Below are 25,115 nucleotides of genomic sequence, written 5' to 3'. Positions count from 1 at the left end.
CGTGCTCTTCGCGATGCACAACTCAAGCCACTGGGTCGGTTAATACTACGTTCAGTTTGCTGCGGCGCGGGGAAAATGTCGCGCCGCGATAGTTTTTTCCGCCTCCCTCAGCGTGCGAGGTTTCAATCCGAGTGTTTGAGCAGAATCACGCCCTCGTTTCCGGCCATGTCGAGCACCTCCGAGGCACCGATATCGGCTCGCCCGGGATGGGTGGAGAGGAGAACGCTCCAGCCTGATTCGCCCGCCAGAGGGAACCGGACTGGTGACGCCGAGAAGTTCAGCACGATCCGCACGGTCTCGCCGGCCTCCATCCTCTCATAGGCGAGGACGTGTTCGAGCCCGTCCGTATCGAGCCGGCGGTAGCTTCCCGCCGCCAAAGCGGGATAGGCGCGGCGGAGATGCAGGAGCCGCCGGTAAAGGGTGAGGATCGAAGTGGAATCGTCCCGCAATGCCTCCACATGCCGCCTGTCCCGGTCGGCGCTCAGGGGCAGCCAGGGTTCGGCTTCGCTGAAGCCGGCATGTTCGGTGTCGTCCCACTGCATCGGGGTCCGTTCCGGGTCGCGGCCATGGCCCGGTTCGTTGAAGCCCCAGGGGTCGCGCATCCGCTCCGGCGGGATCTCCACATGGGCGAGGCCGATCTCGTCGCCGTAATAGACCGTGGGCGTGCCGCGAAGCGTAAGGAGGAGGATCGCCGCGATCCGCGCCTGCGCCTCGCCGATCCGCGCGGCGATGCGGGGCTGGTCATGGTTGCCCAGCACCCAGTTCGGCCATCCGCCCGGGGGCAGCGCCTCCTCGTACTCGTCCACCAGGGCCGCCACGGCATCGGCCTGCCACGGGGTCTGGATGAGCTGGAAGTTGAAGGGTAGATCGACGCCGGTCAGACCGGGGCCGTAATAGGCCACCAGCCGCTCGATCGGCAGGTAGATCTCGCCGATCAGCACCCGGTCGTCGTAACCGTCCAGCACGCGGCGCATGCCGGCGATGATGTCGAACACTTCCGGGCGGTCGGCGGAATAGACCTGATCGAACCGGTTGATCTCCGGCTGTTCGGGGTGGAAGGCCGGGTTCGCGGGATTGTCGCGAAAACCCTCGTCCTTCATCAGGTGCCAGATCACGTCGACGCGGAACCCGTCGATGCCCCGGTCGAGCCAGAAGCGCAGCACGTCGTGCATCGCTTCCCGCACCGCCGGATTGCGCCAGTTCAGGTCCGGCTGCTCGGCCAGGAAGGCATGGTAGTAATACTGGCCGCTCGCCTCGTCGAAGGTCCAGGCCGGGCCGCCGAAATTGCTCAGCCAGTTGTTGGGCGGTCCGCCATCCGGCGCGGGATCGCGCCAGATGTACCAGTCCCGCCGCGGATTCTCGCGCGACGCGCGGCTCTCCGTGAACCAGGGATGCGCGATGGAGGAATGGTTCGGCACGAAATCGAGGATGACCTTGAGCCGCCGGGCATGGGCCTGGGCGACCAGCTCGTCCAGATCGGCGAGGCTGCCGAAGAGCGGGTCGACGCCGCAATAATCGGCGACGTCGTAGCCGTAATCGGCCATGGGCGACGGATAGATCGGTGAGATCCAGACGGCGTCGACGCCGAGCCAAGCGAGGTAATCGAGGCGGCGCGTGATGCCGGCGAGATCGCCGACACCGTCGCCGTTGGTGTCCTGGAACGAGCGCGGATAGACCTGATAGACGGTCCCCCGCTTCCACCAGACGGCTTTCGCCAGATCCGGAACAGTCGTCTCGCCTGACGTCATCCGTCCCCCGGTCTGACCCGATTCACGCCCCGATGGCGGTAACAGCCTAGCCTGCGCGGGCGCGTCAAGCGACCCCGCCGTGGCTGTGTCCGCCTTATGGCGCGCCAGCGCTCATCTGCCGCATTCATGAAACCTTCAGCGCGAAATGGTCTCATTCCCGCGCTGTTTCGATGTGAGATTGGCGAATCGCGAGGATCGGGCGCGGGCAGCGGGACCGCTTGGTCCCATGGGCCGACCTCATCGATATCGCCGTTGCCGAACGGTCACCGCCGGAAGAAGCGGGTGGCGAAATCGGCGTCGCGGCAGCGACACTATGGGGGAACGAGACCATGCTGAACGAAATCCTGGCCGCCTCCGCACGGAGTGACGAGACCGGCACGCGCGCCGCCGCGGCGGAAGCGCCGGCCCGGCCGGGCTGGACCGCTCCCGCCAAGCCCGCTTCCGGCGACCCAGTGGCGGATCTGCGCGAAGCCATCCTCGCCAAGCTCGCCTATGCCATCGGCAAGACCCCCGAGACCGCTCGCGAGCGCGACTGGTTCGCCGCCACCGCCCTGGCCCTGCGCGACCGGATCGTCGATGCCTGCATGGACGGCAGGTCCACGAGCATTCCCAACAAGCGGGTCTATTACCTCTCCCTCGAATTCCTCATCGGCCGGCTCCTGTCCGACGCCATGAACAATCTCGGCCTCGTCGACACGACCCGCCGGGCCTTGCGCGATCTCGGCATCGATCTCGGCGACGTCGAGGCGGCCGAACCGGACGCGGCGCTCGGCAATGGCGGTCTCGGCCGTCTCGCCGCCTGTTTCATGGAGAGCATGGCGAGCCTGTCGATCCCCGCCATCGGCTACGGCATCCGCTACGATCACGGCCTGTTCAAGCAATCCCTGGAGGATGGCTGGCAGAAGGAAGCGCCGGAAACCTGGCTCGCCGAGGGCAATCCCTGGGAGTTCGTGCGGCCCGAGGCGACCTACACGATCGGGTTCGGCGGCCATGTCACCATGTCGGCGATCTCGGACGGCGTGATCCGCCGGCACTGGCACCCGGCGGAGACCGTTCGGGCCGTGGCCCATGACGTCCCCGTGGTCGGCTGGCGGGGCAAGCACGTCAACACGCTGCGGCTCTGGAAGGCGGAGGCGGAATCGCCCCTCGAACTCGCGCAGTTCAACGGCGGCGACCATGTGGGCGCGGTGGCCGCCCGGTCCAAGGTCGAAGCGATCTCGCGGGTGCTGTATCCGAGCGATTCCTCCGAGACCGGCCAGGAACTCCGCCTGCGCCAGGAATACTTCTTTACCTCGGCCTCGCTGCAGGACCTCGTCTCCCGGCACGTGGCCGAGCGTGGCGACCTGCGCTCGCTGCCCGACCATGCGGCGATCCAGCTCAACGACACCCATCCGGCCATTGCCGTGCCGGAACTGATGCGCATCCTCCTCGAGGATCATGGCGTGACCTGGGAGGATGCCTGGCACATCACCACCAACACGCTGAGCTACACCAACCACACCCTCCTGCCGGAGGCGCTGGAGACCTGGCCGGTGGAGCTGATGGAGCGGCTGCTGCCGCGCCACATGCAGATCATCTACCTGATCAACTGGATGCATCTCGAAGAGCAGGGACGCCACGGCCGGGCCGATGCGGCGCAGCTCGCCTCGGTCTCGCTCATCGACGAGGCCAACGGCAAGCGCGTGCGGATGGGCCATCTCGCCTTCCTGGGCGCCCGCCGGGTGAACGGTGTCTCGGCGCTCCACACCGACCTGATGCGCTCCACCGTGTTCAAGGACCTCCACGCCCTCGACACCGATAAGATCGTCAACAAGACCAACGGCATCACCTTCCGGCGCTGGTTCCACAACTGCAACCCCGAGCTGACGAAGCTCGCCGTGGAGGTGGTGGGCGAGCGCGTCCTCGACGATCCCGAGGCGCTGCTGGGGCTGGCCGATCACGCCGCCGATCCCGCCTTCCAGGCCCGCTACGCCGCCATGCGCACATCCCGCAAGGAGGCCCTCGCCAAGGTGGTGGCCGAGAATACCGGCATCGTCATCGATCCGTCGGCCCTGTTCGACACGCAGATCAAGCGGATCCACGAATACAAGCGCCAACTCCTCAACGTCATCGAGACTGTGGCGCTCTACCAGGCGATCAAGGCCGAGCCGCACAAGGACTGGACGCCGCGCGTCAAGGTCTTCGGCGGAAAGGCGGCGCCGAGCTATGTCCAGGCCAAGCTCATCATCAAGCTCGCCTGCGATGTCGCCAAGCTCGTGAACAGCGACCCGGATATCGCCGGCCGGCTCAAGGTGGTGTTCCTGCCGAATTACCGCGTCAGCCTCGCCGAGGCGATCATCCCCGGCTCCGACTTGTCTGAGCAGATCTCCACCGCCGGCATGGAGGCGTCGGGTACCGGCAACATGAAGCTGGCGCTGAACGGCGCGCTCACCGTGGGCACGCTCGACGGCGCCAATATCGAGATCCGCGACCATGTGGGGGCGGACAACATCTTCATCTTCGGCCTCGACGCGGCCGGGGTTCAGAAGCGTGCGGCCGAGCCGGATTACGCCGCCCGGGCCATCGCGGCCTCACCGCGCCTCGCCTCCGCCCTCGATTTCATCGAGGCGGGCGGGTTCTCGCCGGAGGAGCGCGGCCGCTTCCAGCCGATCGTGGACGACCTGCGCCACAACGACCGCTACCTGCTCACGGTCGATTTCGACGATTACTGGCGCGTCCAGCGCGAGATCGACGCCGCCTGGATCGACAAGGCCAGCTGGTGGAAGAAGGCCATCCTCAACACCGCCCGGATGGCCTGGTTCTCCTCCGACCGCTCCATGCGCGAATATGCCGACGACATCTGGCGGGTGAAGGTGGGGTGAGCCGGAAGGCTCAACCCCACCCGCCGGGTGGTCGAAGACCGACGTAGCGGCTCCGCCCGGAAGGACCCTGCGGGGCCGACTTGCGTCGGTCTGCTTGCGGGCTGTCACAGACGACGTCGTCCCGGTCGCGTCGATGTCCCGAAGAGGCCGGTCGCGCCGGCCGCCATGCGCGACCGGTCTCGGGTCGCGGACGGAGACGAACCTCCGTTGCCGCGGAAGGGGGTGGCGCTCTCGGTGCCTACCCTAAGAGAATCGTCGCCTTCGACAGCGTGCTCCATATCCCCCAGGCAATGGGCAGGCCGACGGCGACCCAGGCGAGAACCGCGAGCGGCGTGACGCCGCCGCGGCCGATGCCGAAATCGCCGACCCCGCCCGTCAGGGCGGCGACCCCGTCCTTCGCTGTGGCACCGAGTTCGGCGTCGCTCATGAACCAGCGCGCGGCCAGCGGACGGACCAGCAGATTCGCCACGAAGCCCGCCGCCAGGAAACCGGCGAGGATGTACATGGTCCGGGTGTAGAGCGCCGCGCTCTCGAGGCCCGCATCCACCTGAGCCTGCCGGATCGCCGTGACCACGAAGGGACCGACCACGCCCGCCGTCGACCAAGCGGTGAGCAGGCGCCCGTGGATGGCGCCGACGAACTGCGTGCCGAAGATGTCGGCGATGTAGGCCGGGATCGTGGCGAAGCCGCCGCCATACATCGACAGGATCACGCAGAAGAACGTGACGAACAGCGCCTTCGAACCGATCGACGCCGCCCAGGGCGCGCCGGCATAGAGCAGGCATCCGAGGACGAAGAAGGTCGCATAGGTGACTTTGCGACCGATCTTGTCCGAGATCGACGCCCAGAAGAAACGGCCGAGGATGTTGAACAGCGACAGCAATCCGACGAAGCTGGCCGCCACCGCCGCGATCTGCGTCTTCTGGCCGGCATCGAGCTCCCCGAAGCCGAGGCCGGGCAGGCCGATCAGCGCGCCGCCGAAGATTTCCTGCAACATCGGTGAGGCGAGGGCGAGGACGCCGATGCCGGCGGAGACGTTGAGGCAGAGGATCGCCCATAGCAGCCAGAATTGCGGGGTCTTGTGAGCCTGGTCCAGATGGACGTGGCCGGAGCTGATCATCGCGCTCTTCGCTGCCGGCGCGGTCCATCCCTTGGGTTGCCAGCCGGCCGGCGGCACGCGGTAGCCGAACGCGCCGCACAGCATTGCCACGATGTAGATCCCGCCCATCGCCGAGAGCGTCTGCCAGACGCCGGCCGAGTCCGGTGTCTTGAAAGAGTTGATGAGCAGGGTGGCGAGCGGCGAGCCGATCATGGCGCCGCCGCCGAAGCCCATGATGGCCATTCCCGTGGCCATGCCGCGCCGGTCGGGGAACCATTTCACCAGGGTGGAGACCGGGGAGATGTAGCCAAGCCCGAGGCCGATGCCGCCGAGCACTCCCATGCCGATCCAGATCAGCCAGAGCTGATGCAGGTAGACGCCGAGGCTCCCGATCAGGAAGCCGCCGCCCCAGCACAGGGCTGCAGCGAGGCCGGCCTTGCGCGGGCCGGCCCGCTCCAGCCAGCCGCCGAACACGGCGGCCGAGAGGCCGAGCATCACGATGCCGATGGAGAAGACGATGACGAGGTCGCTGACGCGCCAGTCGCAGGCAGTGGTGAACAGGGACGTGGCGATGCTCATGTCCGGACAAGCCGCCGGTGCCGTTCGCCCGATACTGAGCGCTCGGGACAGCGGTAGCCAGAACACCGACAATCCGTAGGACATTCCGATGCACAGATGGATGGCCAGCGCCGCGGGAGGCACGAGCCACCGGTTGAACCCGCGCTTCGCGACCGTGGCCTCACGTGAGAGCCAGTGCGGGGCGGCCGCTCCCGCGAAAGCGGCGTCACCGATACGTATGTTCATGAGGCATCTCTCATCCAGACCGAAAGGCGGCCTGGTCCTCAGGATTAACACAGGTTTATAAACGTATTGCTACGCTATGGTGTGGTCCCGGGGTGAGGGTTGTATGCCGCTCGGCCGCCTCGTGGCCGGAGGATGCGTCTGCGCCTCCGTGAAGGGCCATCGTCCGGCGAACGGGGGGATGCTCATGTCCGCCACGGAGCGAGGGAACGTCTCCTTTACGGGTGCCCTCGCGCGACGGCTGCCGCATCGGAATCCCGCTCGACGGAGCAGCACGACCGGGTCAGATCCGGCACGCGCCTTCCAATGCCGTGTTCTCGGCCGCACTACGCGAACGCGTTGAACAGGAGCCCGAGCAGGATGCGATGGGCGTTCATGGACAGCCGCTCCTGCGCGAGACCCATGATGCGTAGACTACTCGTCACCGTGCGCCGACCCGGCGTCAGGATCGCCCCGACCAGTAATAGATGGGCATGCCGCCATGAGTGGTGGACGAACAGCGGCCCGAAGGCCAGGATGAGCCCGGCGAAGTGAGCAGTTAGGGACAGCATAGCGGTGTCTTTTGGCGGAGATGCAACCAGCCCACCTGTCACTCACGCTTAGTCACCTCACACCACCGACAGCCTGCCCCATTGGCCAAAGTCGATATTATTAGCGGTTGGACGACAATCTTACCTGTGGAGTTACAACCGTGAGCGATGTTCAGCGGCATTACGACGATTTTTTAGCAGCGCACTATTCGTGGATGAATGGAATGTCGTTCGCTAGCAAGCTCGCGGAGCAGTGCAACATGTTGGCTGAACTTGGTTTTCCGACTAGCTCTATGGAAGTAGCCATTGATCTTGGCTGCGGACCCGGCTATCAAACGCTAGCACTTTCTGATCTTGGGTATAAGAACGTGCTGGCGCTTGATACGAGCCAAGCATTATTGGATGAGTTAAGCAAAACTATCGAAAGCCGCTCGATCAAGGCGATACTTGCAGACCTGCGAACATTTCCAAGGCTCGTCACGGAAGGGGGAGTTGACGCCATCGTCTGCATGGGAGACACCCTCACTCACCTTGAAAGTCAGAATGATGTATCAAGGTTGCTCGAAGATACTTATCGTGCGTTGCGTTCCGATGGCCGGCTTGCACTCACATTTCGTGATTTCTCGACCGAACTGACCGGGACTGATCGGTTCATACCTGTGCGATCAGACGACCAGCGTATTATGCTATGCGCGTTGTTGTATGAGCCTGAGCATGTTGTCGTGAACGACCTTGTGTATCTCCTATCTGACCATGGTTGGGAACTTCACAAAAGCAGTTATCGAAAGCTTCGGCTGAGTCCCTCATGGGTTGCTGCCGAAATGTGCCGGCTAGGATTTTCTGTAGAGATCGACACGTCAATCAACCAGATGCAGACAATTGTTGCTCGCAAATGCTAGCAGAGGCTCTGACGAATTTGCGGCCCTTCTACTTCCTATTCGACGGGCCATTTCGCCCAAGACACAATCGAACTCGGAACGACTGACGACTCCATGCAGATAGCAGCTTTTGGCTGTTTCCTTTCCGAAAGCTGTCTGACCGCTCTCCACCAAACCCGGTCGTACGCTCCGCCCCGTGAAACGGCACGAAAGCGGCCCCTTCCAAGGCTCGTCAAGGATCACACGCAACCGACCATGCCGGGCGACCAGGCGGGGGCTTTCGCCTATGAGGGAAGCGCGCTGCGTGCGGGTCAGATCCGGCACGCGCCTTCGAGCGCCGTGTTCTCGGCCTCGGTGAAAATCCGCGAGCGGATGAGGAAGCGCTTGTCGCGGCCGTTCTCCAGCGAGAACATGCCGCCGCGGCCGGGCACCACGTCGAGGATCAGGTGGGTGTGCTTCCAGACCTGGAACTGAGGACGGCTGATCCAGAAATCTGCGCCGGCCACCTGGCCGAGATGGACGTCGCTGTCGCCGGTGAGAAAATCTCCCACCGGGTAGCACATGGGCGACGAGCCATCGCAGCACCCGCCCGATTGGTGGAACATCACCGGCCCGTGCTCGGCGCGCAATTCCTCGATCAACGCGATGGCGGCCGGTGTCGCCGTGACCCGCAGGGGCGTTCCGTCGGCGCCGACCTGATCGGCGGTGGTCGCTTCGGTCGTGCTCATGGAACGCTCCCTCCCGTCATGTGACCTCGGCCGGGGAATGTCCCGAGCCGAGGTGTTCGTTCACGCCGCCTTCTTGGCAGCGGCCTCGCCGTAGAACGTGCCGCCGGACTCCGCCATGCGCAGGAGGTTCTCCGGCACTGCGAAACGCGACCCGTGCTTTGCCTCCAGGCCCTGGGCCAGGGCCACGAACGCTTTCGCACCCATGAAGTCGATGTAGGACAGGGCGCCGCCGGTGAAAGGGGCGAAGCCGAAGCCGAGGATGGAGCCCACATCGGCCTCGCGCGGGTCGGTGATCACGCCTTCACCCACGGTGCGGGCGGCCTCCAGGGCCTGAACCACCAGCAGCCGCTGCTTCAGCTCGGTGAAATCGACGTCGTCGGGGTCGATTCGCGTGGTCTGGAGCTCCGACAGGCCGGGCCAGAGCTTCTTCGAGGCGCCTTCCGGATAGTCGTAGAAGCCTTTCCGGTTCTTGCGGCCGAGCCGGCCCTCACCCTCCACCAGGGTCGTGAGCAGAGCCTTCTGAGCGGGATCGATCGCCTCGGCGCCGAGCTGCGCTTCGGTGGCCTTGACGATCTTCAGGGCGAGGTCGACGGCGACCTCATCGGTGAGGGAAAGGGGCCCCACCGGCATGCCCGCTTGCCGGCCGGCATTCTCGATCATGGCGGCGGGGATGCCCTCGATGAGCATCTTGTGGCCCTCGTACAGATAGGCGCCGACGCAGCGATTGGCGAAGAAGCCGCGGCTGTCGTTGACGACGATGGGGGTCTTCTTGATCGCGCGGACGTAGTCGAGGGCGGTGGCGAGCGCGGCGTCGCCGGTCTGCTCGCCCTTGATGATCTCGACGAGCATCATCTTCTCCACCGGCGAGAAGAAGTGGATGCCCACGAAATTACCCGCGCGCCGGGACGCCTTGGCGAGGCCCGAGATCGGCAGGGTCGAGGTGTTGGAGGCGAAGATCACGTCCTCGCCGATCACCGCCTCCACCTTGGCGATGACCTCGGCCTTCACCTTCGGGTCTTCGAACACCGCCTCGATCACGAGATCACAGGATGACAGGTCGGCGTAATCGGCGCTGGTGGTGATGCGCGCCAGCAAGGCCTCGCGGTCGGCGGTCTTGGCCCGTCCCTTGTTGATCTGGTCGGTGACGAGCTTGTGGGCGTAGGCCTTGCCCTTCTCGGCCGCCTCGGTGGACTGGTCGAGGAGGATCACCTCCATCCCCGCATTGGCGGTGACGTAGGCGACCCCGGCCCCCATGAAGCCGGCGCCGACGACGCCCACCCGCTTCACGCTGGTTTTGGCGATCTCCTTCGGCCGGCGCGCGCCCTTGTTCAGCTCGCCCATGGAGATGAACAGCGTGCGGATCATCGCCGCCGCCTCCTTGGAGCGCAGGATCTTGGCGAAGTACCGGCTCTCGACCCGCAGGGCGAGATCCATCGGCAGCTGCAGGCCCTCGTAGACCGAGGCGAGGATGGCCTTGGCGGCCGGATAATTGTCGTGGGTCTCGCGGCGGTAGATCGCATTGGCCGGGGGCCAGATCATCATGCCGGCGGGCGAATAGACCTTGCCCGAGGGGGCCTTGAACTTCGGCTGGTCCCAGGGAGCGACGGCCGAGCCGCCGGCCTTGATCCAGGCCTTGGCCTTCTCGACGATCTCGTCTTTCGGCGCGACCTCGTGGACGAGGCCCATGTTCTTGGCCATGAGCGGACGGATCTGCTCGCCCTTGAACAGCATCTGCAGGGCGTCGCCGGTCTGCATCAGGCGGGGGACGCGCTGGGTCCCGCCTGCGCCGGGGAACAGCCCGACCTTGATCTCGGGCAGGCCGACGCGGGTCTTCGGGTCGTCGGACAGCACCCGGTGGTGACAGGAGAGCGAGAGCTCGAAGGCGCCGCCGAGGCAGATGCCATTCACCGCCGCCGCGAAGGGCTTGCCGCAGGTCTCGAGCTTGCGGAAGACCAGGGTGAGCTTGCGCGATTCCTCGAAGAAGTGGCGCATGGCCTCCTCCTCGCCCTTCTCGGCTTTCAGCTTCTCGTAAGCTTGGCCGAGGCCCTGGAGCATGGTCAGGTCGGCGCCGCCGGAAAAGTTGTCCTTGCCCGAGGTGATGACGCAGCCCTTCACGGCCGGATCGGCCACCACGGCGTCGATGACCTGATGCAGGTCGCTCATCACCTCTTCGGTGAAGACGTTCATCGAACGGCCCGGCATGTCCCAGGTCGCGAGGGCGATCCCGTCGGCATCGACGTCGTAGCGGAAATTCGTGAGATTCATTTCTGACCCTCGAAGGTTCGGCGAAGGAATCGTATCCATTAAGGCGATCTAAAACCTTCCGATGGATAGTTTTCCGAGAAAGTTCAAAGTCTTAACATGGGATAGAGTTGATGGCGTCGAGGAAGGCCTGCCAAGGATGTCGTGATGGCGTCGATCTCGATCTTGATTTTACCATGGCTTTTCAACCGATCGTCGATACCAGGGTCGACCGGATCTGGGGCTACGAAGCGCTCATCCGGGGCCCGGAGGGCCAGTCCGCCGGATCGATCCTCGGGCAGGTGACCGAAGCGACCATGTACCGGTTCGATCAGGCCGCGCGGGTGCGTGCCATCGAACTCGCCGGACGCCTGTTCCAGGCCGACGACGACACCAGATTGTCGATCAACTTCATGCCGAACGCCGTCTACGAGCCCGCGGCCTGCATCCGCTCGTCCCTGGAGGCGGCGCGCCAATTCGGCTTCGCTCACGAGCGGATCATGTTCGAGTTCACCGAGAACGAGAAATTCCGCGACATCGCGCATCTCCAGCGCATCGTCGACGAATATCGCCGCCAGGGCTTCCTGACCGCCCTCGACGATTTCGGCGCCGGCTTCGCCGGGCTCAGCCTGCTCGCCAACTTTCAGCCGGACCTGATCAAGATCGACATGGACCTGCTGCGCGGCATCGACCGTGACCGGGCGCGGCAGGTCATCACGGCGGGCATCCTCTCGATCGCCCGGCAACTCGGCATCGAGGTCATCGCCGAGGGAATCGAGACGCAGGCGGAATTCGCGACCATGCGCGAACTCGGCGCGAATCTGTTCCAAGGCTATTATTTCGCCCGTCCCCAACTCGAAGCCCTCCCGAGCGTTTCCGGCTTCGAGGCGCGGGAGCCGCGCCTCGACCTCGCGTCCTAAGGCGGGGCGAAGCCCCTCCCAGTCTTCGCGCTCTACTTCGCGCCGGTCTCTACTTGGCGCCTGTCTCTACTTGGCGCCGGGCATGGGCGGCATCGGAGCGGCCGGCTTGTCGCCGGCCGAGGCGATCGCCAACATGTTCAGGATCTTGGTGACCGCACCCTGCGAGATGACGGTGACGGTCGAGGCCGGGTCCGAATTGATCGCCTGGAACTTCTGGTAGATCTTGTCGTCGTAGATGCCGCTGAGGTGCTTGAGCTCGTCGATGTTGAACTTCTCGGCATAGGCCTTCGAGAGACCGTCGATCATGACTTCGCGCTGCTTCTCGAACTCGGCGCGGACTTCCTTGCGCACCGCCTCGGCCTTGTCTTCCGCCATCGGCTGCACGGTCTTCTCGAGAGCTCCGGTGAAGCCGGTTTCGAGGTTCTTGATCAGCGTCTTCTGAACCAGATCCTTGGCGATCGTGACCCGGTCGGACATGTCGTCCGCGCGGGCGGCGAGCGGCGCCATCAATGCCGTGGTCAGCATCATGGTGGCGAGAATGCGTGTCATCTTGGCGTGTCTCCCGATGTTGTCTTTGCGCCGCCGGTTCCGGCGGCGGGAGCGCGCCGTCTAACAGCGTTTCGAAGGGTTTGGGAGGCGGGACCGGCGAAAGCCCGCCCCGGCCCGGTTCTACACCCGCTCGATGATCGTGGCGGTGCCCATTCCGGCGCCGATGCAGAGGGTCACGAGGGCGCGCTCCTTGCCCGTGCGCTCCAGCTCGTCGAGGACCGTGCCGAGGATCATGGCGCCGGTGGCGCCCAGCGGATGGCCCATGGCGATGGCGCCTCCATTGACGTTCACCTCGGACGGATTGAGCCCGAAGGCCTGGCAGAAGCGCAGGACCACGGCGGCGAACGCCTCGTTGACCTCGAACAGGTCGATATCGGCGATGGTCATGCCGGCGCGGGCCAGCACCTTCTTCGTCACGTCCACCGGTCCGGTGAGCATGAGGGCCGGGTCCGAGCCGATATTGGCGAAGGCGCGGATACGGGCGCGCGGCTTGAGGCCGGCCCGCTCGCCGGCTTCCTTCGAGCCCACCAGCACGGCGGCGGCGCCATCGACGATCCCCGAGGAATTGCCGGCGTGATGCACGTGGTTGACCACCTCCACGTCGGGATGCGCATCGACCGCCACGGCGTCGAAACCGCCCATCTGGCCCATCTGGACGAAGGAGGCCTTCAGCCCGGCCAAGGACTGCATGTCGGTGGAGGGACGCATGTGCTCGTCGGTGTGGAGCAGGGTGATGCCGTTGACGTCGCGCACCGGGACGACGGAATTCCTGAACAGCCCGTCGGCCCAGGATTTCGCCGAGCGCTTTTGCGATTCGACCGCGTAGGCGTCGCATTCGTCGCGGCTGAACCCGTATTTCGTGGCGATGAGATCGGCCGACACGCCCTGCGGCATGAACCAGGATTTGATGGCGATGGCCGGGTCCACCGGCCAGGCCCCGCCGGAGGCGCCGAGGCCGACGCGGCTCATGGATTCGACGCCGCCGCCGACCGTCATGTCGTGCTGGCCGGCCATGATTTGGGCCGCGGCGAAGTTCACCGCGTCGAGCCCGGAGGCGCAGAAGCGGTTGATCTGCACACCGGGGACATGGGTGCCGTAATCCGCCACCAGGGCCGCCGCCCGGGCGATGTCGCCACCGGCCTCGCCGACGGGATCGACGCAGCCGAGGATGACGTCGTCCACCTGCCGCGTGTCGAGTTCGTTGCGCTCCTTGAGGGCGCGCAGGGCCGTCTCGGCGAGGCGCAGGGCCGTCACCTCGTGCAGCGCGCCATCCGGCTTGCCGCGGCCGCGCGGCGTGCGGACGTGATCGTAGATGAAGGCCTCGGGCATATGCGTTTCCCTGTTGTCCGCTCCTGCGGAGCGACGGCTTTCAAAGTCTGCTCTCGGTCTCGCCGTCATTCCGGGGCCGCGAAGCGGAGCCCGGAATCCAGATCCGCGAACACATCCAAGGTTTGTCGCGTCGGCGGTTCTGGATTCCGGGCTCGCTCTGCGAGCGTCCCGGAATGACGTGGTGAACTGAAAGTCTGTCGTCCGCTCTAAAACGCCTCGGCGCTCAACGCCATGGTCGTGTCGGCCCCGGCCTTGATCCGCACTAGCCGCAGGGCGGTCTCGGGCAGCGTCCTCTCCATGTAGAACCGGCCGATGACGAGCTTGTCGTCCATCTCCGGCGACGGACCCTGGGCGATGCGCGCCAGCGCCGCCTTGGCGATCCGGCCCCACATGTAGCCCATGGCGACGAGGCCGAGGAGGTGCATGTAGTCGGTGGCGCCGGCCCCGGCATTGTCGGGCTTGGAGAAGGCGTTCTGCATGAACCACATGGTGGCGCCCTGGAGGTCGTTCAGGCCGGCCTGGAGCGGGCCGGTGAACGGCTTCATCTCGGCCTCCTCGTCATGGTCCTTGATGAAGGTCTGGACCTCGGCGAGGAAGCTCATCATCGCCCGGCCGCCATCCTTGGGCAGCTTGCGGCCGATGAGGTCCATGGCCTGGATGCCGTTGGCGCCCTCGTAGATCATGGCGATGCGGGCATCGCGCACGAATTGCGACATACCCCATTCCTCGATGTAGCCGTGGCCGCCGAAGAGCTGCTGGGCCGCCACCGCGTTGTCGAAGCCCTTGTCCGTGAGCACGCCTTTCACCACCGGGGTCATCAGGCCCATATGGTCCTCGGCCTTCTGGCGCTCGGCCGCATCGTCGGAGCGATGGCCGATATCGGCCTGAAGCGCGGTCCACAGCACCAGCGCGCGGGCAGCCTCGTTGAAGGCGCGGATGCCCATCAGGGTCCGGCGTACGTCGGGATGGACGATGATCGGGTCGGCCACCTTGTCCGGCGCCTTGGCGCCGGTGAGGGCGCGGCCCTGGAGCCGGTCCTTCGCGTAAGCCACCGCGTTCTGGTAGGCGACCTCCGACTGGGCGAGACCCTGGACGCCCACCGCGAGGCGCGCTTCGTTCATCATCACGAACATCGCATTGAGACCGCGGTTCTCCTGGCCGACGAGCCAGCCCTTCGCGCCGTCATAGTTCATGACGCAGGTGGAATTGCCGTGGATGCCCATCTTGTGTTCGAGGGAGCCGCAGGAGACGCCGTTCCGCTCACCCACCGATCCATCCTCGTTGACGAGGAATTTCGGCACCACGAACAGGGAGATGCCCTTGGTGCCGGCCGGCGCACCCTCGATCCGGGCGATGACGAGGTGGACGATGTTCTCGGACAGGTCGTGCTCGCCGGCCGAGATGAAGATCTTGGTGCCGGTGAGGCTGTAAGACCCGTCGCCGTTCGGCACCGCCTTGGTCTTGAGGAGCCCGAGATCCGTGCCGCAATGCGGCTCGGTGAGGTTCATCGTACCGGTCCAGGCGCCTTCCACCATCTTGGGCAGATAAGTCGCCTTCTGCTCCTCCGAGCCGTGGACGAGGAGGGCCGCCATCGCGCCCTGCGTCAGGCCCGGATACATGGCCAATGCCAGATTGGCCGAAGAGGTGAATTCCGAGATCGCGGTGTTGATCGTGTGCGGCAGGCCCTGGCCGCCATATTCCTCCGGCACGGAGATGCCCATCCAGCCGCCCTCGGCATAGGCGTCGTAGCCGGCCTTGAACCCGTCCGGCGTGGAGACGCTGCCATCCGCCTGGCGGGTACAGCCCTGCCTGTCGCCCACGGCATTGAGGGGGGTGAGCACGCCCTCGGCCAGCTTGGCGCCCTCGACCAGAACCGCCTGGATCAGGTCGGGCGACGCATCCGCGAAACCGCGCAGGTTGTTGCGTCCATGGAAGGCGAAGACGTCGTTGAGGAGAAACTGCACGTTCTCGACCGGTGCACGATAACTCGGCATCTCGTCCGTCCTCCACCCGCTTGATCGCATGCCCGATTCGGCCTCTCAGCCCCGGCACGCTTGATAGTTCATATATAAACTATCGCCGTGCGGAGGGAAAGGGGCACCGTCCGCGAGACGTCGACGATAACATAAGGCCAGTTTGGCACAGGGCTTAACCGCCTGTTTACCAAGAGTGCGAAATGTCAGCGGCAATCGATCCGTTTCGCTGCCGCTGCGACACCTCTGCGTTGCACACTGACAAACCGGATTGGGTCACGGACCTCGCTGCCCCGGGTTTGACGATGAAACGCAACGCGACGCTCAACCTGGAAGAGTTCGACCCGGAAATCCTCGATGCCGCCCGCGATGTGGCGCGTCGCGCAGGGGTGCCGGTCGAGACCTGGATCGCGTCGATCGTCACGCCGGACCAGAAGCCCAAGGCACGCCGCCGCCGCTTGACCTCGTCGATGCAGCATCAGACCCGCCCGCTCGTCGACGTTTCGAGCAGCGCGCCGTCACCCGCCGAGGCCAATCCCGCATCCGCCGAGGCCGATCCCGCACCCGTCGACGCCGCGGAGGCCGTCGTCACCGACGGCGCTGACGTCGTCTCGTCCCCCATCGTCTCGGCTCCTGCACCGGACCCGATCGCGCCCTTCACCACCTCCATCGCCGAGATGATGCGGCGTCTCGACCAGATCGATCATAAGATCGCCCAGGATCACCAGATCTCGCAGGAGACGGCGACGCGGACGATCGAGGAGATCGAAGCCAGGATCAGCACGGTGCTGGATGCCGGCCTGTCCCCGGCGGCACAGATGGCCGAGCGTCTGGCGCAGATCGAGCGCCGCATGGTCGAACTCGGCGAGCAGCTTGCCTCGCCGCGCCCCATCGGCCGGCGCGGCCGCCCCGTCGAGGTGGAGCTGCGCGACGCCGTGGCTGAAATCCGCCAGCGCCAGCGCGAACTCGATTCCGACGCGGCCACTGCCGAGCAGAAGCCCGCCGCCTCGGCGACACGGGCGCCGTCGCCGGCGCTCTCGGAATTGCAGGCCGAGACGAGCCGTCTTCGCGAATCGATCACCGGCCTCGCCACGGGCCGCGACGTCGGTGCCCTCGAACAGGCGATGCACTCCCTCGTCACCGGGGTCCAGCGCGCGCAGGAGCCCTCCGACCTCGCCGCCATCGCGGCCCCCATCGAACTGATCCGCGTTCAGGTCGCCCGTCTCGCCGACGATGTGGCGGAGAACGTCCATGCCCGCGTCGCCAGCGACGTCGAGCGCCTCGCGGCGAAGGTGGACGGGGCGCTCAGCAGCAGCGCGCCGGGCTTCGCCGACCGTGACGAACTCGGTAACCTGTTCCGCGAACTGGACGAAATCCGCCGCCTGATCGGTTCGCTCGCCGGGCCGGAGCGGATCCAGAGCCTCGCCCAGGGGCTCCAGGCGATCAGCGCCCAGATCACAGAATTGCAGGGCGGCGTCGGCGGTGACGGAGCCAACATGGCCGAGCTGCGGCCGTTGCTCGAAGAGATCCGCCTCGGCCTGCGGACCCCGCCTTCGGGTGGGATCGAGGAACAGATCCAGGCGATGGGCGCCAAGCTCGACGCGCTGCGCGAAGGCGGCTCCGTCGGCGGCGGCAGCCATTCGGACGAGATCATCGTGCGGATAGACGCCCTCGCCGACAAGGTCGAGCGGGTCAGCGTCAATCCGGTCGGCGACCTGATCGGCCGCCTCGAGGATCTCGGCGAGACCCTGCGCCGGCCGGTGATTCCCGGCGGCGACCTCGCCTCGATCCACGGCATGCTGCACGACCTCGCCGACAAGCTCGACCGGGTGGGAGGCCCCGCCGGACCCCGCGCCGAAGGTCTCGACGTGCTGGAGAAGCAGGTTCTGGCGCTGGCCAGCCGCATCGACACACGCGACGCGGACCCCGCGATCGCCGGCCTCGAGCGGACGATGTCCGACCTGCTCGGCCAGGTCTCGGCTTTGCGCGAAGAGGTTCCGATCGAGGCCGCAGTAGAGCGCGCCGCACGCAATGCCGTGGCCGAGAGCATCGGGACCACCGGCGAGACGGGCGAACTCGGGATGCTCCGGGCCAGCCTGGCGGATCTGCGCGCCCAGCAGACGGCCTCCGAGCAGCGGATGCAGGCGACGCTCGACGGCGTCCATTCCACCCTGGACAGGCTCGTAGGCCAGCTGGGCGTCCTGGCCGAGGCCGGCCCGCTCGCCGCCGGCCGCTCCACCTCGTCTCACGACCTCGCCGAGCGGCTCGGAATCGCCACCGGCCGCGTGGACGAGCGGGCCCCGATGCAGGCGGGCGCCATGATCCGGCGGGCCGAGCCCTTGCGGGTGAGCCCGACGGCCCAATCCTTCGAGCTCGGTCGCGTCACGGACGAGCCGCTGGAGCCCGGCGCCCGCCGTCCCAGCCCGGACAGGTCCGCGGAGAGCGGTTCGGACGCGATCAAGCCGACCGAGAGCGACATCAAGACGAGCTTCATCGCCGCCGCGCGGCGTGCGGCGCAGGCCGCGCAGAACGAGGCCGCGATCGCCGCCCGCTCGCCCGAGATGCAGCGTCGCGGTGCCTCCGACGACGCCCTGGAAACCTCGACCCCCGGGCGCGTTGCGCGTCTGCGCGCCGAATTCGACAAGCGCCGCAAGCCGCTCCTCCTCGGCCTCGCCGCCATCGTCCTCGCGCTCGGTGCATTGCAGGCCATCGACTCACGGCGTACCGCGACGGATGTGTCGGCGGCTCAAATCGCCGAAGCGCAGGCCGCCCCAGGCCAGCCCTCGGACAGCGCGGCCAAAACCGATTCGGCCAATGCCGACACGGCCAAGGCTGACGCATCGAAGGCTGACGCATCTCCCACCGAGACGGCCAGGGTCGCCGCGGATACGCCTGCGCGGCCGGACCCGGAAACCACACAGTCGATCTCCGAGCCGGCCTCGTCGAAGGCCGTACCGACCCTGACCGAATCCTCGAGCCAGCCGGCCCAGCGTCCGGTGCCGAAGGTCGCTGCCCTCGGTAATCTGGCGGGCGATCTCGGGGCGGTGCCGACGGGGCTCGCGCAGCTTCGCAAGGCCGCTCTCGAAGGCGATGGAGCCTCCGTCTACGATCTCGCCGCCCGCGCCCTCGAAGGCCGGGGCATGCCCCGCGACTTCGCGGTGGCGGCAAAGCTGTTCGAGGCCCTGGCCGAAGTCGGCTACGCCCCGGCGCAGTACAAGCTCGGCGGCCTCTACGAGAAGGGCTCGGGCGTGGTGCGCGACCTCGCCCAGGCCAAGCTCTGGTACGCCCGCGCGGCAGAACAGGGCCATGCCCGCTCGATGCATAACCTTGCCGTGGTCTACGCCGAGAATCCGTCGGCGAACGGCAAGCCGGATTACACCACGGCTTCGCAATGGTTCCGGCGCGGCGCCGAGTACGGCATGCGCGACAGCCAGTACAACCTCGCCGTCCTCTACGCGCGGGGCCTTGGGTTGCAGCAGGATCTGGTCCAATCCTACCTCTGGTTCTCCGCCGCTGCGGCCCAGGGCGACGACGATGCGGGCCGGAAGCGCGACGATGTCGCCGCCAAGCTGGCGCCGAAGGATCTGGTGGTGGCGCAGAAGCTCAGCACCGCCTTCAAACCGAAGGCATCGGTGGCGGCCGTCAACGAGCCTCCCGCGCCCACCGGCGCCGGCGTGGATGGGTCGATGAGCCTGATCGGTGCACCGCCCCCCGCCACACCGGCTCCGACCGCGCCGCGCCGCACCACGGGTGCGTGACACACCGGTCGCATGCGGACATGGACCGCGCGTGATAGCGACGCGCGTAGCGTCGACGCGGGCGGAGCGAAGTCGAATCGACGTTCTTGTTCAGAGCTTTACCTGAACCCGGACGCGACTCGATCCGTCGGTGGCTCTCGATCGGCGGGGCGTTTCGCGCGGCGAGAACCGTGTATAGTCACGGCGGTGAGATCCTGGCCGTGGATCGCGGACGATCGCGGGATCACGGACCAATGGAGCCGAAGATTCGATGGCGAGTGTGACGCCCATACCGACATCAGCCCTCGTTCTCGGCGTCGCCGGCCTCATTCCCTTTCTGGGGTTCGCAGCTCTCTCTCTCAGCGGCAGCGATGGTGGCCTCGGCAATGTCGGGCTGGCCCCACGCACCATCCTCTCGACCTATGGCGCGGTGATCGCATCGTTCCTCGGCGGCATTCGCTGGGGCGCCGCCGCGTCGGGCGGAGCGGGCGGGCGCGACTACGTCATCGCCATCCTGCCCTCCCTCATCGCCTGGGCGGCCCTGGCCTTCCCCATGCCGTGGGACCTGCGCGTGCTCGGCCTGCTCGTGCTCGGCTGGGGCTTCGTCGATCTCGATCTCGTCCGGCGCGGCCTCGTGCCGACATGGCTCGGACGTCTGCGGCTCATCCTGTCGGTCGTGGCCGGATGCGCGCTGCTGATCGCGGCCTGAGCTTTCAGGGCCGGTCGGGGCCGAGCCGCGAGAGGTAGCGATCCGCCTCGTCCCAGGTGTCGGCCGTCCCGGAAAAGCCCACATAGCCGTCGGGCCGAACGAGGATCAGGCGGTCGCCTTCGGGCGGGCGTCGCGGCGTCGGTTCGAGCAGGGCGGGATACCGCTCCGCGAAGCTCGCTCCCCGTGCCGTATCTGCCGCGTAGAGAACGAAGAGCGGCACCGGGCCGGAGCCGGCGGGCAATCCGTCATCCTGCGCCGGGGCCCAGCGCTTTCCCGCCTCGGGGCCGTGAGAGAGCGGGCTGTCGGTATAGGCGATCTCCACCTCGCTCATCGTCGCCGCCATCTTGTCCTGTACGGCGTGGAAGCCGAGCATGAACCGGAGCGCGAGGTTGCGGAATCCCTGCGCCACGGGGTTCGACAGGGTCGCCATATCGGTGAGCCGGGCGGCATTGCGCAGCACCATGTCGCCGACGGCGCTGCGCTCGGGGCTGTAGCTGTCGAGGAGCGAGGGCGCGGCTTGCCCCCGCTCCACCATCGCCAGTTTCCACGCGAGATTGATGGCGTCGTGCATGCCGGTATTCATGCCCTGGCCACCGGCGGGGCTATGGATATGCGCCGCGTCGCCGGCCAGGATCGCACGCCCCTGCGAATATCGCGAGACCTTGCGCTCGTTGATGCGGAAATGCGTGAGCCAGACTGGATCGACGACACGAAAGCCGCCCGCGCGCTGGTCCACCAGGGCCTGTACGTCGCCGAGGGTCGGGTCCGGGCGCGGATGCGCCGGATCGGTCTTGCCGACCTGCGCGATGACCCGCGCGCGGCCGCCGGGGATCGGGAAGACCACGAGCGGCCCATCCCGGTGGAGATAGGTCGCGATCTCGTCGCCGGGCGGTGCGTCGTCGCCCTCAACGCGGATATCGGCGAGGAGCCAGTCGTCCCCCTGCGCCTCGCCCGCGAAGGCGAGATCGAGCCCGTGCCGCACGGTGCTGTGCGCGCCGTCGCAGCCGATGAGCCAGGATGCCGAAATGGTCTCCTCGGCACCGTCCGCGTGGCGCAGCGTCGCCTCGACATGCTCGTCACCCGTCACGAAGCTCACGAGTTCCACCTCGCGCTCCACCGCGACACCGAACGTGGCGAGATGCTCGATCAGCAGGCGCTCGGTCTCCCGCTGCGGGATCATGAGGGCGAAGTTGTAGCTGCTGGCGACGGCGTCGAACCGGATATGGCCGAGGATGCTGCCGGCGCTGCGCAGGGCCGCTCCATGGACGCGCAGACCGGCATCGAGGAAGGCTTGCCTGCAGCCCATCCGGTCCATGAGTTCGAGGGTGCGCGGCCAGACCACGAGCGCCTTCGAGGTCTGCGTCGGCTGCGGGCTCTTGTCGATCAGGCGGATGCCGATGCCGTATCGGGCCAGTTCGGTCGCGAGGGTGAGCCCGACCGGGCCGGCCCCGACGATGAGCGCTTGAAGCATGACCGTGCCCTGGCTCCGCTGCGATTCGCATTCGAAGCCACTGTATCGGAGATTCGATCACCCTCGGTAGAGACAGACCTCCCTGCCAGGAGGGTATGGGGCGACCACCATTCCGGGCCGGGGGTAGCGATGGAGTCCAAGACGACCGCGTGGTGGCCTCCGATCGGTTGCGGACTGGCCTCCCTGCATGCGGGCTTGATCGTCTCGTTCGCCCTCGGCCGCCTCCTCACCTGACCGAAACGCGACCTCATCCTTCGAGGCCTCCGGTGCGCTGCGGCGCCTCAGGATGAGGCGATTGGTTGGGATGGTCCATACTCCCCGGGTCGTCGACCCATGAACCCGATCGACGACGCCCTTAGATCGGAGAGTGCCCCCATGCCGCCATCGTCGCTCGGCAGCGATGGCCGGGGCAGGATTTGCCGCGCGGGACGCCCCAGCGGCGATGGGGTTTCTCTAAGTATCTGACATGAAACAGGATTTCACGCCACTACCGACGGCGGCGTTTTTGCAATGCAGGCGTGTATCACTGGGAAAGTCGTGCCGCCATGTCCATCGGTCTCACCGGATTATCCGCCCCGGGAGCGAGCTACCCCGTCCGCACGACACCGTCAGGATCGACGGAGGCGTCGGCGAAGGACGACTTCCTGAAATATGCCAAGATGACGCCCGCCGAGAAAATCCGCGAAGAAATCCTCAAGAAGATGGGCCTCACGGAGGAAGCGTTGGCCGGGATGCCGCAGAAGGAGCTCGAAAAGATCAACCAGGCGATCAAGGAAAAAATCGAGGAACTGGTGAAGCAAGGCCGGGAGAAAGTCGTCGGAGCCTTCGCCGACATCAAGGCCTGAAGAGACGGCACGCGGCCGGGTGGCGCTCAGTCCCGCGCCAGCATCGCCTTGCCGATGGCGAAGACCCGGCCGTCTCCCAGGAGATGCGCGGTGAAGCCGGCAGGAAACAGCGGATCGAAGGCCGGGTTGCGCACGTTGAGGCCGCCCGCATAGGCACCGAAAGCCGGCATCACCAAGCGCTTACCGTCGGTGACGAAGCAGCGGCGCCGAACCGCGCGGCCGCGCATGGCGACCTTGCCGCAGGGATGCAGATGCCCGGCGATCTCGCCCTCCGGCGCATCCGGCAGCGGCTCGTGCCGCAAGGTGAGTCCACCGAGCGCCAGCGTCTCGGCATAGCGCCCGCCGACGCCCTCGGAGACGGCATGGTCGTGGTTGCCGGCGATCCAAACCCAGTCCCGGCCTTCCTGGAGGGCGGCGATCATGGCCCGGTCACCGGGCTCCATCCGCTCGGGGCCGCGCGCATCGTGGAAGGAATCGCCGAGCGCGACGACGCAGGCCGGGTCGAAGCGGACCACCGCCTCGTGCAGGCAGGCCAGGGTCTCGCGGGTATCGTAGGGCGGCAGGAACTGGCCCGAGCGCGCGGCATAGGCCGAGCCCTTCTCCAGATGCAGGTCGGAGACGATCAGGGTCCGGTGCGCGGCGAGCCACAACCCGCCACAGAGGTCGAGGGTGAGCGCTTCGCCGGCCAGCGTCAGGCCGGGGGTCTTGATGGTCCGTTCGAGTTTCTGGCCGAGCGCCAAGATCGCATCCTCTAATTCGGGGAAGGGGCGCGTCACCCGAGCGCTTCTTCGAGAAGCTGCGCCTCGGCCTCCGCCAGGATCTCGTCCGCGCCCTCGCCGTAGACCTTCTCGCGCCCGATTTCGAGCATGACGGACACGGAGAGCGGCGAGACGCGGTCCAGCGCCTTGTGGGTGATTCGCCCCTGGATGCGCCTCAACATCATGCCGAGGCGGGCCACGTCGAGGAGTCCGGTTGCCGCATCCTGCCGCGCGGCGCGCAGGAGCAGGTGGTCGGGCTGGTGCTTGCGCAGCACGTCGTAGACGAGATCGGTGGACATGGTGACCTGCCGCCCGGTCTTCTTCTGGCCCGGATAGCGTCGCTCGATCAGCCCGGCGATCACGGCGCATTGGCGAAACGTGCGCTTCATCATCGAGGATTCGTCGAGCCAGGCTTCGAGATCGTCGCCGAGCATGTCCTCGGCGAACAAGGCGCCGAGGAAGCCGGGCTCGCGGGCGATGGCCTCGCTCACGTCGCGGGTCATCCAGATGGCGATGCCGTAATCGTTGGCGGCAAAGCCGAGGGGACGCAGGCCCGCCCGTTCCAGGCGACGGGTGAGCAGCATGCCGAGGGTCTGGTGAGCCAGTCGTCCCTCGAACGGGAAGGCGGTGAGGTAATGGCGCTTGGCCCGTGGGAACGTCTCCACGAGGAGGCCGTCGGGCCCCGGCAGGATCGAGCGGCTGCGCTGCTGGACGAGATAATCGGCCACCTGTTTCGGCAGCCGGTCCCATTCGAACGGATCGGCGATGAGGGCGCGCACGCGGGCGGCGAGGAAGGTCGAGAGCGGAAACTTCGCTCCCGCATAGGACGGGATCGCCGGGTCGGTGCCCGGCCCGGCCTTGCTCGCCAGGGCCTCGTCCTCGGACAGGCCCTCGAAGCGCAGCACTTCCCCCGCGAAGAGGAAGGTGTCGCCCGGCGTCAGGGTATCGGCGAAATCCTCCTCGATCTCGCCGAGCACGCGCCCACCCTTGGGCAGGATGGCGCCCGGCTTGCCGCGGACGCCGCGCGCGAGGCGCACCTTCACCTTGGCGGATTCGACGATGGTGCCGACATTCATGCGGTATTGCTGGGCGATCCGCGCATCGCGCACCCGCCACAGCCCGTCCGGCCCGCGCAGGATCTTGGCGAACCGCTCATAGGCCCGCAGCGCGTAGCCCCCCGTCGCCACGTAATCGACGACGGCCTCAAAATCCTCCCAGGACAACGTCGCGAAGGGCGCGGCCGAGACGATCTCCTCGTAGAGCTGCAGCGGATCGAACGCATCGGCGCAGGCCATGCCGAGGACATGCTGGGCCAGAACGTCCGGCGCGCCGAGCCGGGCATCCGGCGTGTCCTGTGCGGCTTCCTCCACCGCGTCGAGGGCGGCCTGGCATTCGAGGATCTCGAAGCGGTTGCCGGGGACGAGATAGGCTTTCGACGGCTCGTCCATGCGGTGGTTGGCGCGCCCGATCCGCTGCATGATCCGGCTCGCGCCTTTCGGTGCGCCGATATTCACCACGAGGTCGACATCACCCCAATCGATGCCGAGATCGAGGGTCGCGGTGCAGACGATGGCCCGCAATTGCCCCGCCGCCATGGCCGCCTCTACCCGCCGCCGCTGGCTGGCATCGAGGGAGCCGTGATGGAGCGCGATGGGCAGCGACGCCTCGTTGATCCGCCAGAGTTCCTGGAAGGTGTACTCGGCCTGGAGCCGGGTATTGACGAAGACCAGCACCGTCCGGTGCGCCTCGATCAGTTCGTAGATCGCCGGCATCGCCTGACTGGCGGTGTGGCCGGCGAGCGGCAGGGTCAGGCCGGTATCGAGCAGGTGGAGGTCAGGTGCTGCCCCGCCCTTCACGACGACGAGATCGGCCATGGCATCACCGAACCCTCCCCCCTCTGCGGGGGAGGGTGCCTGCGGAGCAGGCGGGAGAGGGGGC

17 protein-coding genes are annotated in these 25,115 nt (G+C 66.8%); 6 read left to right on the top strand and 11 right to left on the bottom strand.

What is annotated here, in order from left to right; genetic code table 11:
• Positions 1-122 precede the first annotated feature (122 nt).
• On the bottom strand, positions 123-1,748 hold the full coding sequence (locus RQI43_RS20205; RefSeq protein ID WP_311276381.1) for an alpha-amylase family glycosyl hydrolase: 1,626 nt from the start codon (positions 1,746-1,748) through the stop codon (positions 123-125).
• Positions 1,749-2,077: 329 nt separating this feature from the next.
• Here RQI43_RS20205 and RQI43_RS20200 point away from each other — a divergent pair, with 329 nt between their 5' ends.
• Positions 2,078-4,609, top strand: coding sequence for a glycogen/starch/alpha-glucan phosphorylase (locus tag RQI43_RS20200; protein ID WP_311276425.1), 2,532 nt, complete (start codon positions 2,078-2,080; stop codon positions 4,607-4,609).
• A gap of 238 nt (positions 4,610-4,847) precedes the next feature.
• Here the strand turns inward: RQI43_RS20200 and RQI43_RS20195 are convergent, their stop codons facing one another.
• Both RQI43_RS20195 and RQI43_RS20190 read right to left on the bottom strand, forming a co-directional pair.
• Positions 4,848-6,512 carry an OFA family MFS transporter gene (locus RQI43_RS20195; protein ID WP_311276380.1) on the bottom strand — a complete coding sequence of 555 codons (1,665 nt, stop codon included), beginning with the start codon at positions 6,510-6,512 and terminating at the stop codon, positions 4,848-4,850.
• 323 nt (positions 6,513-6,835) lie between these two features.
• On the bottom strand, positions 6,836-7,060 hold the full coding sequence (locus RQI43_RS20190) for a hypothetical protein (RefSeq protein ID WP_311276379.1): 225 nt from the start codon (positions 7,058-7,060) through the stop codon (positions 6,836-6,838).
• A gap of 140 nt (positions 7,061-7,200) precedes the next feature.
• Between RQI43_RS20190 and RQI43_RS20185 the strand changes: the two genes are divergently transcribed.
• Positions 7,201-7,938 (top strand): class I SAM-dependent methyltransferase, encoded by a 738-nt coding sequence (locus tag RQI43_RS20185; RefSeq protein ID WP_311276378.1) that lies wholly within the window; start codon positions 7,201-7,203, stop codon positions 7,936-7,938.
• Between the two features lie 290 nt (positions 7,939-8,228).
• Here RQI43_RS20185 and RQI43_RS20180 read toward each other — a convergent pair whose 3' ends face one another.
• On the bottom strand, positions 8,229-8,645 hold the full coding sequence (locus RQI43_RS20180; RefSeq protein ID WP_207411653.1) for a DUF779 domain-containing protein: 417 nt from the start codon (positions 8,643-8,645) through the stop codon (positions 8,229-8,231).
• Positions 8,646-8,705: 60 nt separating this feature from the next.
• Positions 8,706-10,910, bottom strand: a complete 2,205-nt coding sequence (locus RQI43_RS20175) for a 3-hydroxyacyl-CoA dehydrogenase NAD-binding domain-containing protein (protein WP_311276377.1) — start codon at positions 10,908-10,910, stop codon at positions 8,706-8,708.
• Positions 10,911-11,020: 110 nt separating this feature from the next.
• Here RQI43_RS20175 and RQI43_RS20170 point away from each other — a divergent pair, with 110 nt between their 5' ends.
• Positions 11,021-11,806, top strand: coding sequence for an EAL domain-containing protein (locus tag RQI43_RS20170; protein WP_082470028.1), 786 nt, complete (start codon positions 11,021-11,023; stop codon positions 11,804-11,806).
• Between the two features lie 66 nt (positions 11,807-11,872).
• Here RQI43_RS20170 and RQI43_RS20165 read toward each other — a convergent pair whose 3' ends face one another.
• The 3 genes from RQI43_RS20165 to RQI43_RS20155 all read right to left on the bottom strand — a co-directional run bounded on the left by RQI43_RS20165 (position 11,873) and on the right by RQI43_RS20155 (position 15,678).
• Positions 11,873-12,355 carry a hypothetical protein gene (locus tag RQI43_RS20165; RefSeq protein ID WP_056426222.1) on the bottom strand — a complete coding sequence of 161 codons (483 nt, stop codon included), beginning with the start codon at positions 12,353-12,355 and terminating at the stop codon, positions 11,873-11,875.
• A gap of 120 nt (positions 12,356-12,475) precedes the next feature.
• Positions 12,476-13,684, bottom strand: a complete 1,209-nt coding sequence (locus RQI43_RS20160) for an acetyl-CoA C-acetyltransferase (RefSeq protein WP_311276376.1) — start codon at positions 13,682-13,684, stop codon at positions 12,476-12,478.
• 206 nt (positions 13,685-13,890) lie between these two features.
• The gene (locus RQI43_RS20155) at positions 13,891-15,678 is read right to left on the bottom strand and encodes an acyl-CoA dehydrogenase C-terminal domain-containing protein (protein WP_311276375.1); all 1,788 of its coding nucleotides are present in this window, start codon (positions 15,676-15,678) and stop codon (positions 13,891-13,893) included.
• Positions 15,679-15,962: 284 nt separating this feature from the next.
• Between RQI43_RS20155 and RQI43_RS20150 the strand changes: the two genes are divergently transcribed.
• The gene (locus RQI43_RS20150; RefSeq protein WP_311276374.1) at positions 15,963-19,415 is read left to right on the top strand and encodes a hypothetical protein; all 3,453 of its coding nucleotides are present in this window, start codon (positions 15,963-15,965) and stop codon (positions 19,413-19,415) included.
• Between the two features lie 250 nt (positions 19,416-19,665).
• A complete protein-coding gene (locus RQI43_RS20145) occupies positions 19,666-20,103 on the top strand; it encodes a DUF3429 domain-containing protein (RefSeq protein WP_311276373.1) in 438 nt (145 codons plus the stop codon).
• A 4-nt stretch (positions 20,104-20,107) separates the two neighbouring features.
• Here the strand turns inward: RQI43_RS20145 and RQI43_RS20140 are convergent, their stop codons facing one another.
• Positions 20,108-21,574 carry an FAD-dependent monooxygenase gene (locus RQI43_RS20140; RefSeq protein WP_311276372.1) on the bottom strand — a complete coding sequence of 489 codons (1,467 nt, stop codon included), beginning with the start codon at positions 21,572-21,574 and terminating at the stop codon, positions 20,108-20,110.
• Between the two features lie 545 nt (positions 21,575-22,119).
• Between RQI43_RS20140 and RQI43_RS20135 the strand changes: the two genes are divergently transcribed.
• On the top strand, positions 22,120-22,419 hold the full coding sequence (locus RQI43_RS20135) for a hypothetical protein (RefSeq protein WP_311276371.1): 300 nt from the start codon (positions 22,120-22,122) through the stop codon (positions 22,417-22,419).
• A 26-nt stretch (positions 22,420-22,445) separates the two neighbouring features.
• On the opposite strand, the gene pdeM is transcribed toward RQI43_RS20135, so the two are convergent.
• On the bottom strand, positions 22,446-23,159 hold the full coding sequence (gene pdeM / locus RQI43_RS20130) for a ligase-associated DNA damage response endonuclease PdeM (protein WP_311276424.1): 714 nt from the start codon (positions 23,157-23,159) through the stop codon (positions 22,446-22,448).
• Positions 23,160-23,191: 32 nt separating this feature from the next.
• Positions 23,192-25,115, bottom strand: a 1,924-nt coding sequence (locus RQI43_RS20125) for a helicase-related protein (RefSeq protein WP_311276370.1), incomplete at its 5' end; no start/stop codon positions are given.

Origin of the sequence: Methylobacterium sp. WCS2018Hpa-22, assembly GCF_031843785.1 — a bacterium.
Taxonomy (GTDB): domain Bacteria; phylum Pseudomonadota; class Alphaproteobacteria; order Rhizobiales; family Beijerinckiaceae; genus Methylobacterium.
Note: the sequence above shows the minus strand (reverse complement) of the source record. Positions and strands in the feature narration are given on the sequence as shown.

What these genes read in the sequence shown, in the direction of transcription:
- RQI43_RS20195 (WP_311276380.1), bottom strand. Translation starts at nt 6,512, where the DNA reads ATGAACATACGTATCGGTGACGCCGCTTTCGCGGGAGCGGCCGCCCCG.
- RQI43_RS20160 (WP_311276376.1), bottom strand. Translation starts at nt 13,684, where the DNA reads ATGCCCGAGGCCTTCATCTACGATCACGTCCGCACGCCGCGCGGCCGC.
- RQI43_RS20150 (WP_311276374.1), top strand. Translation starts at nt 15,963, where the DNA reads ATGAAACGCAACGCGACGCTCAACCTGGAAGAGTTCGACCCGGAAATC.
- RQI43_RS20135 (WP_311276371.1), top strand. Translation starts at nt 22,120, where the DNA reads ATGTCCATCGGTCTCACCGGATTATCCGCCCCGGGAGCGAGCTACCCC.
- RQI43_RS20170 (WP_082470028.1), top strand. Translation starts at nt 11,021, where the DNA reads ATGGCGTCGAGGAAGGCCTGCCAAGGATGTCGTGATGGCGTCGATCTC.
- RQI43_RS20200 (WP_311276425.1), top strand. Translation starts at nt 2,078, where the DNA reads ATGCTGAACGAAATCCTGGCCGCCTCCGCACGGAGTGACGAGACCGGC.
- RQI43_RS20190 (WP_311276379.1), bottom strand. Translation starts at nt 7,060, where the DNA reads ATGCTGTCCCTAACTGCTCACTTCGCCGGGCTCATCCTGGCCTTCGGG.
- RQI43_RS20205 (WP_311276381.1), bottom strand. Translation starts at nt 1,748, where the DNA reads ATGACGTCAGGCGAGACGACTGTTCCGGATCTGGCGAAAGCCGTCTGG.
- RQI43_RS20175 (WP_311276377.1), bottom strand. Translation starts at nt 10,910, where the DNA reads ATGAATCTCACGAATTTCCGCTACGACGTCGATGCCGACGGGATCGCC.
- RQI43_RS20180 (WP_207411653.1), bottom strand. Translation starts at nt 8,645, where the DNA reads ATGAGCACGACCGAAGCGACCACCGCCGATCAGGTCGGCGCCGACGGA.
- RQI43_RS20155 (WP_311276375.1), bottom strand. Translation starts at nt 15,678, where the DNA reads ATGCCGAGTTATCGTGCACCGGTCGAGAACGTGCAGTTTCTCCTCAAC.
- RQI43_RS20165 (WP_056426222.1), bottom strand. Translation starts at nt 12,355, where the DNA reads ATGACACGCATTCTCGCCACCATGATGCTGACCACGGCATTGATGGCG.
- RQI43_RS20140 (WP_311276372.1), bottom strand. Translation starts at nt 21,574, where the DNA reads ATGCTTCAAGCGCTCATCGTCGGGGCCGGCCCGGTCGGGCTCACCCTC.
- RQI43_RS20145 (WP_311276373.1), top strand. Translation starts at nt 19,666, where the DNA reads ATGGCGAGTGTGACGCCCATACCGACATCAGCCCTCGTTCTCGGCGTC.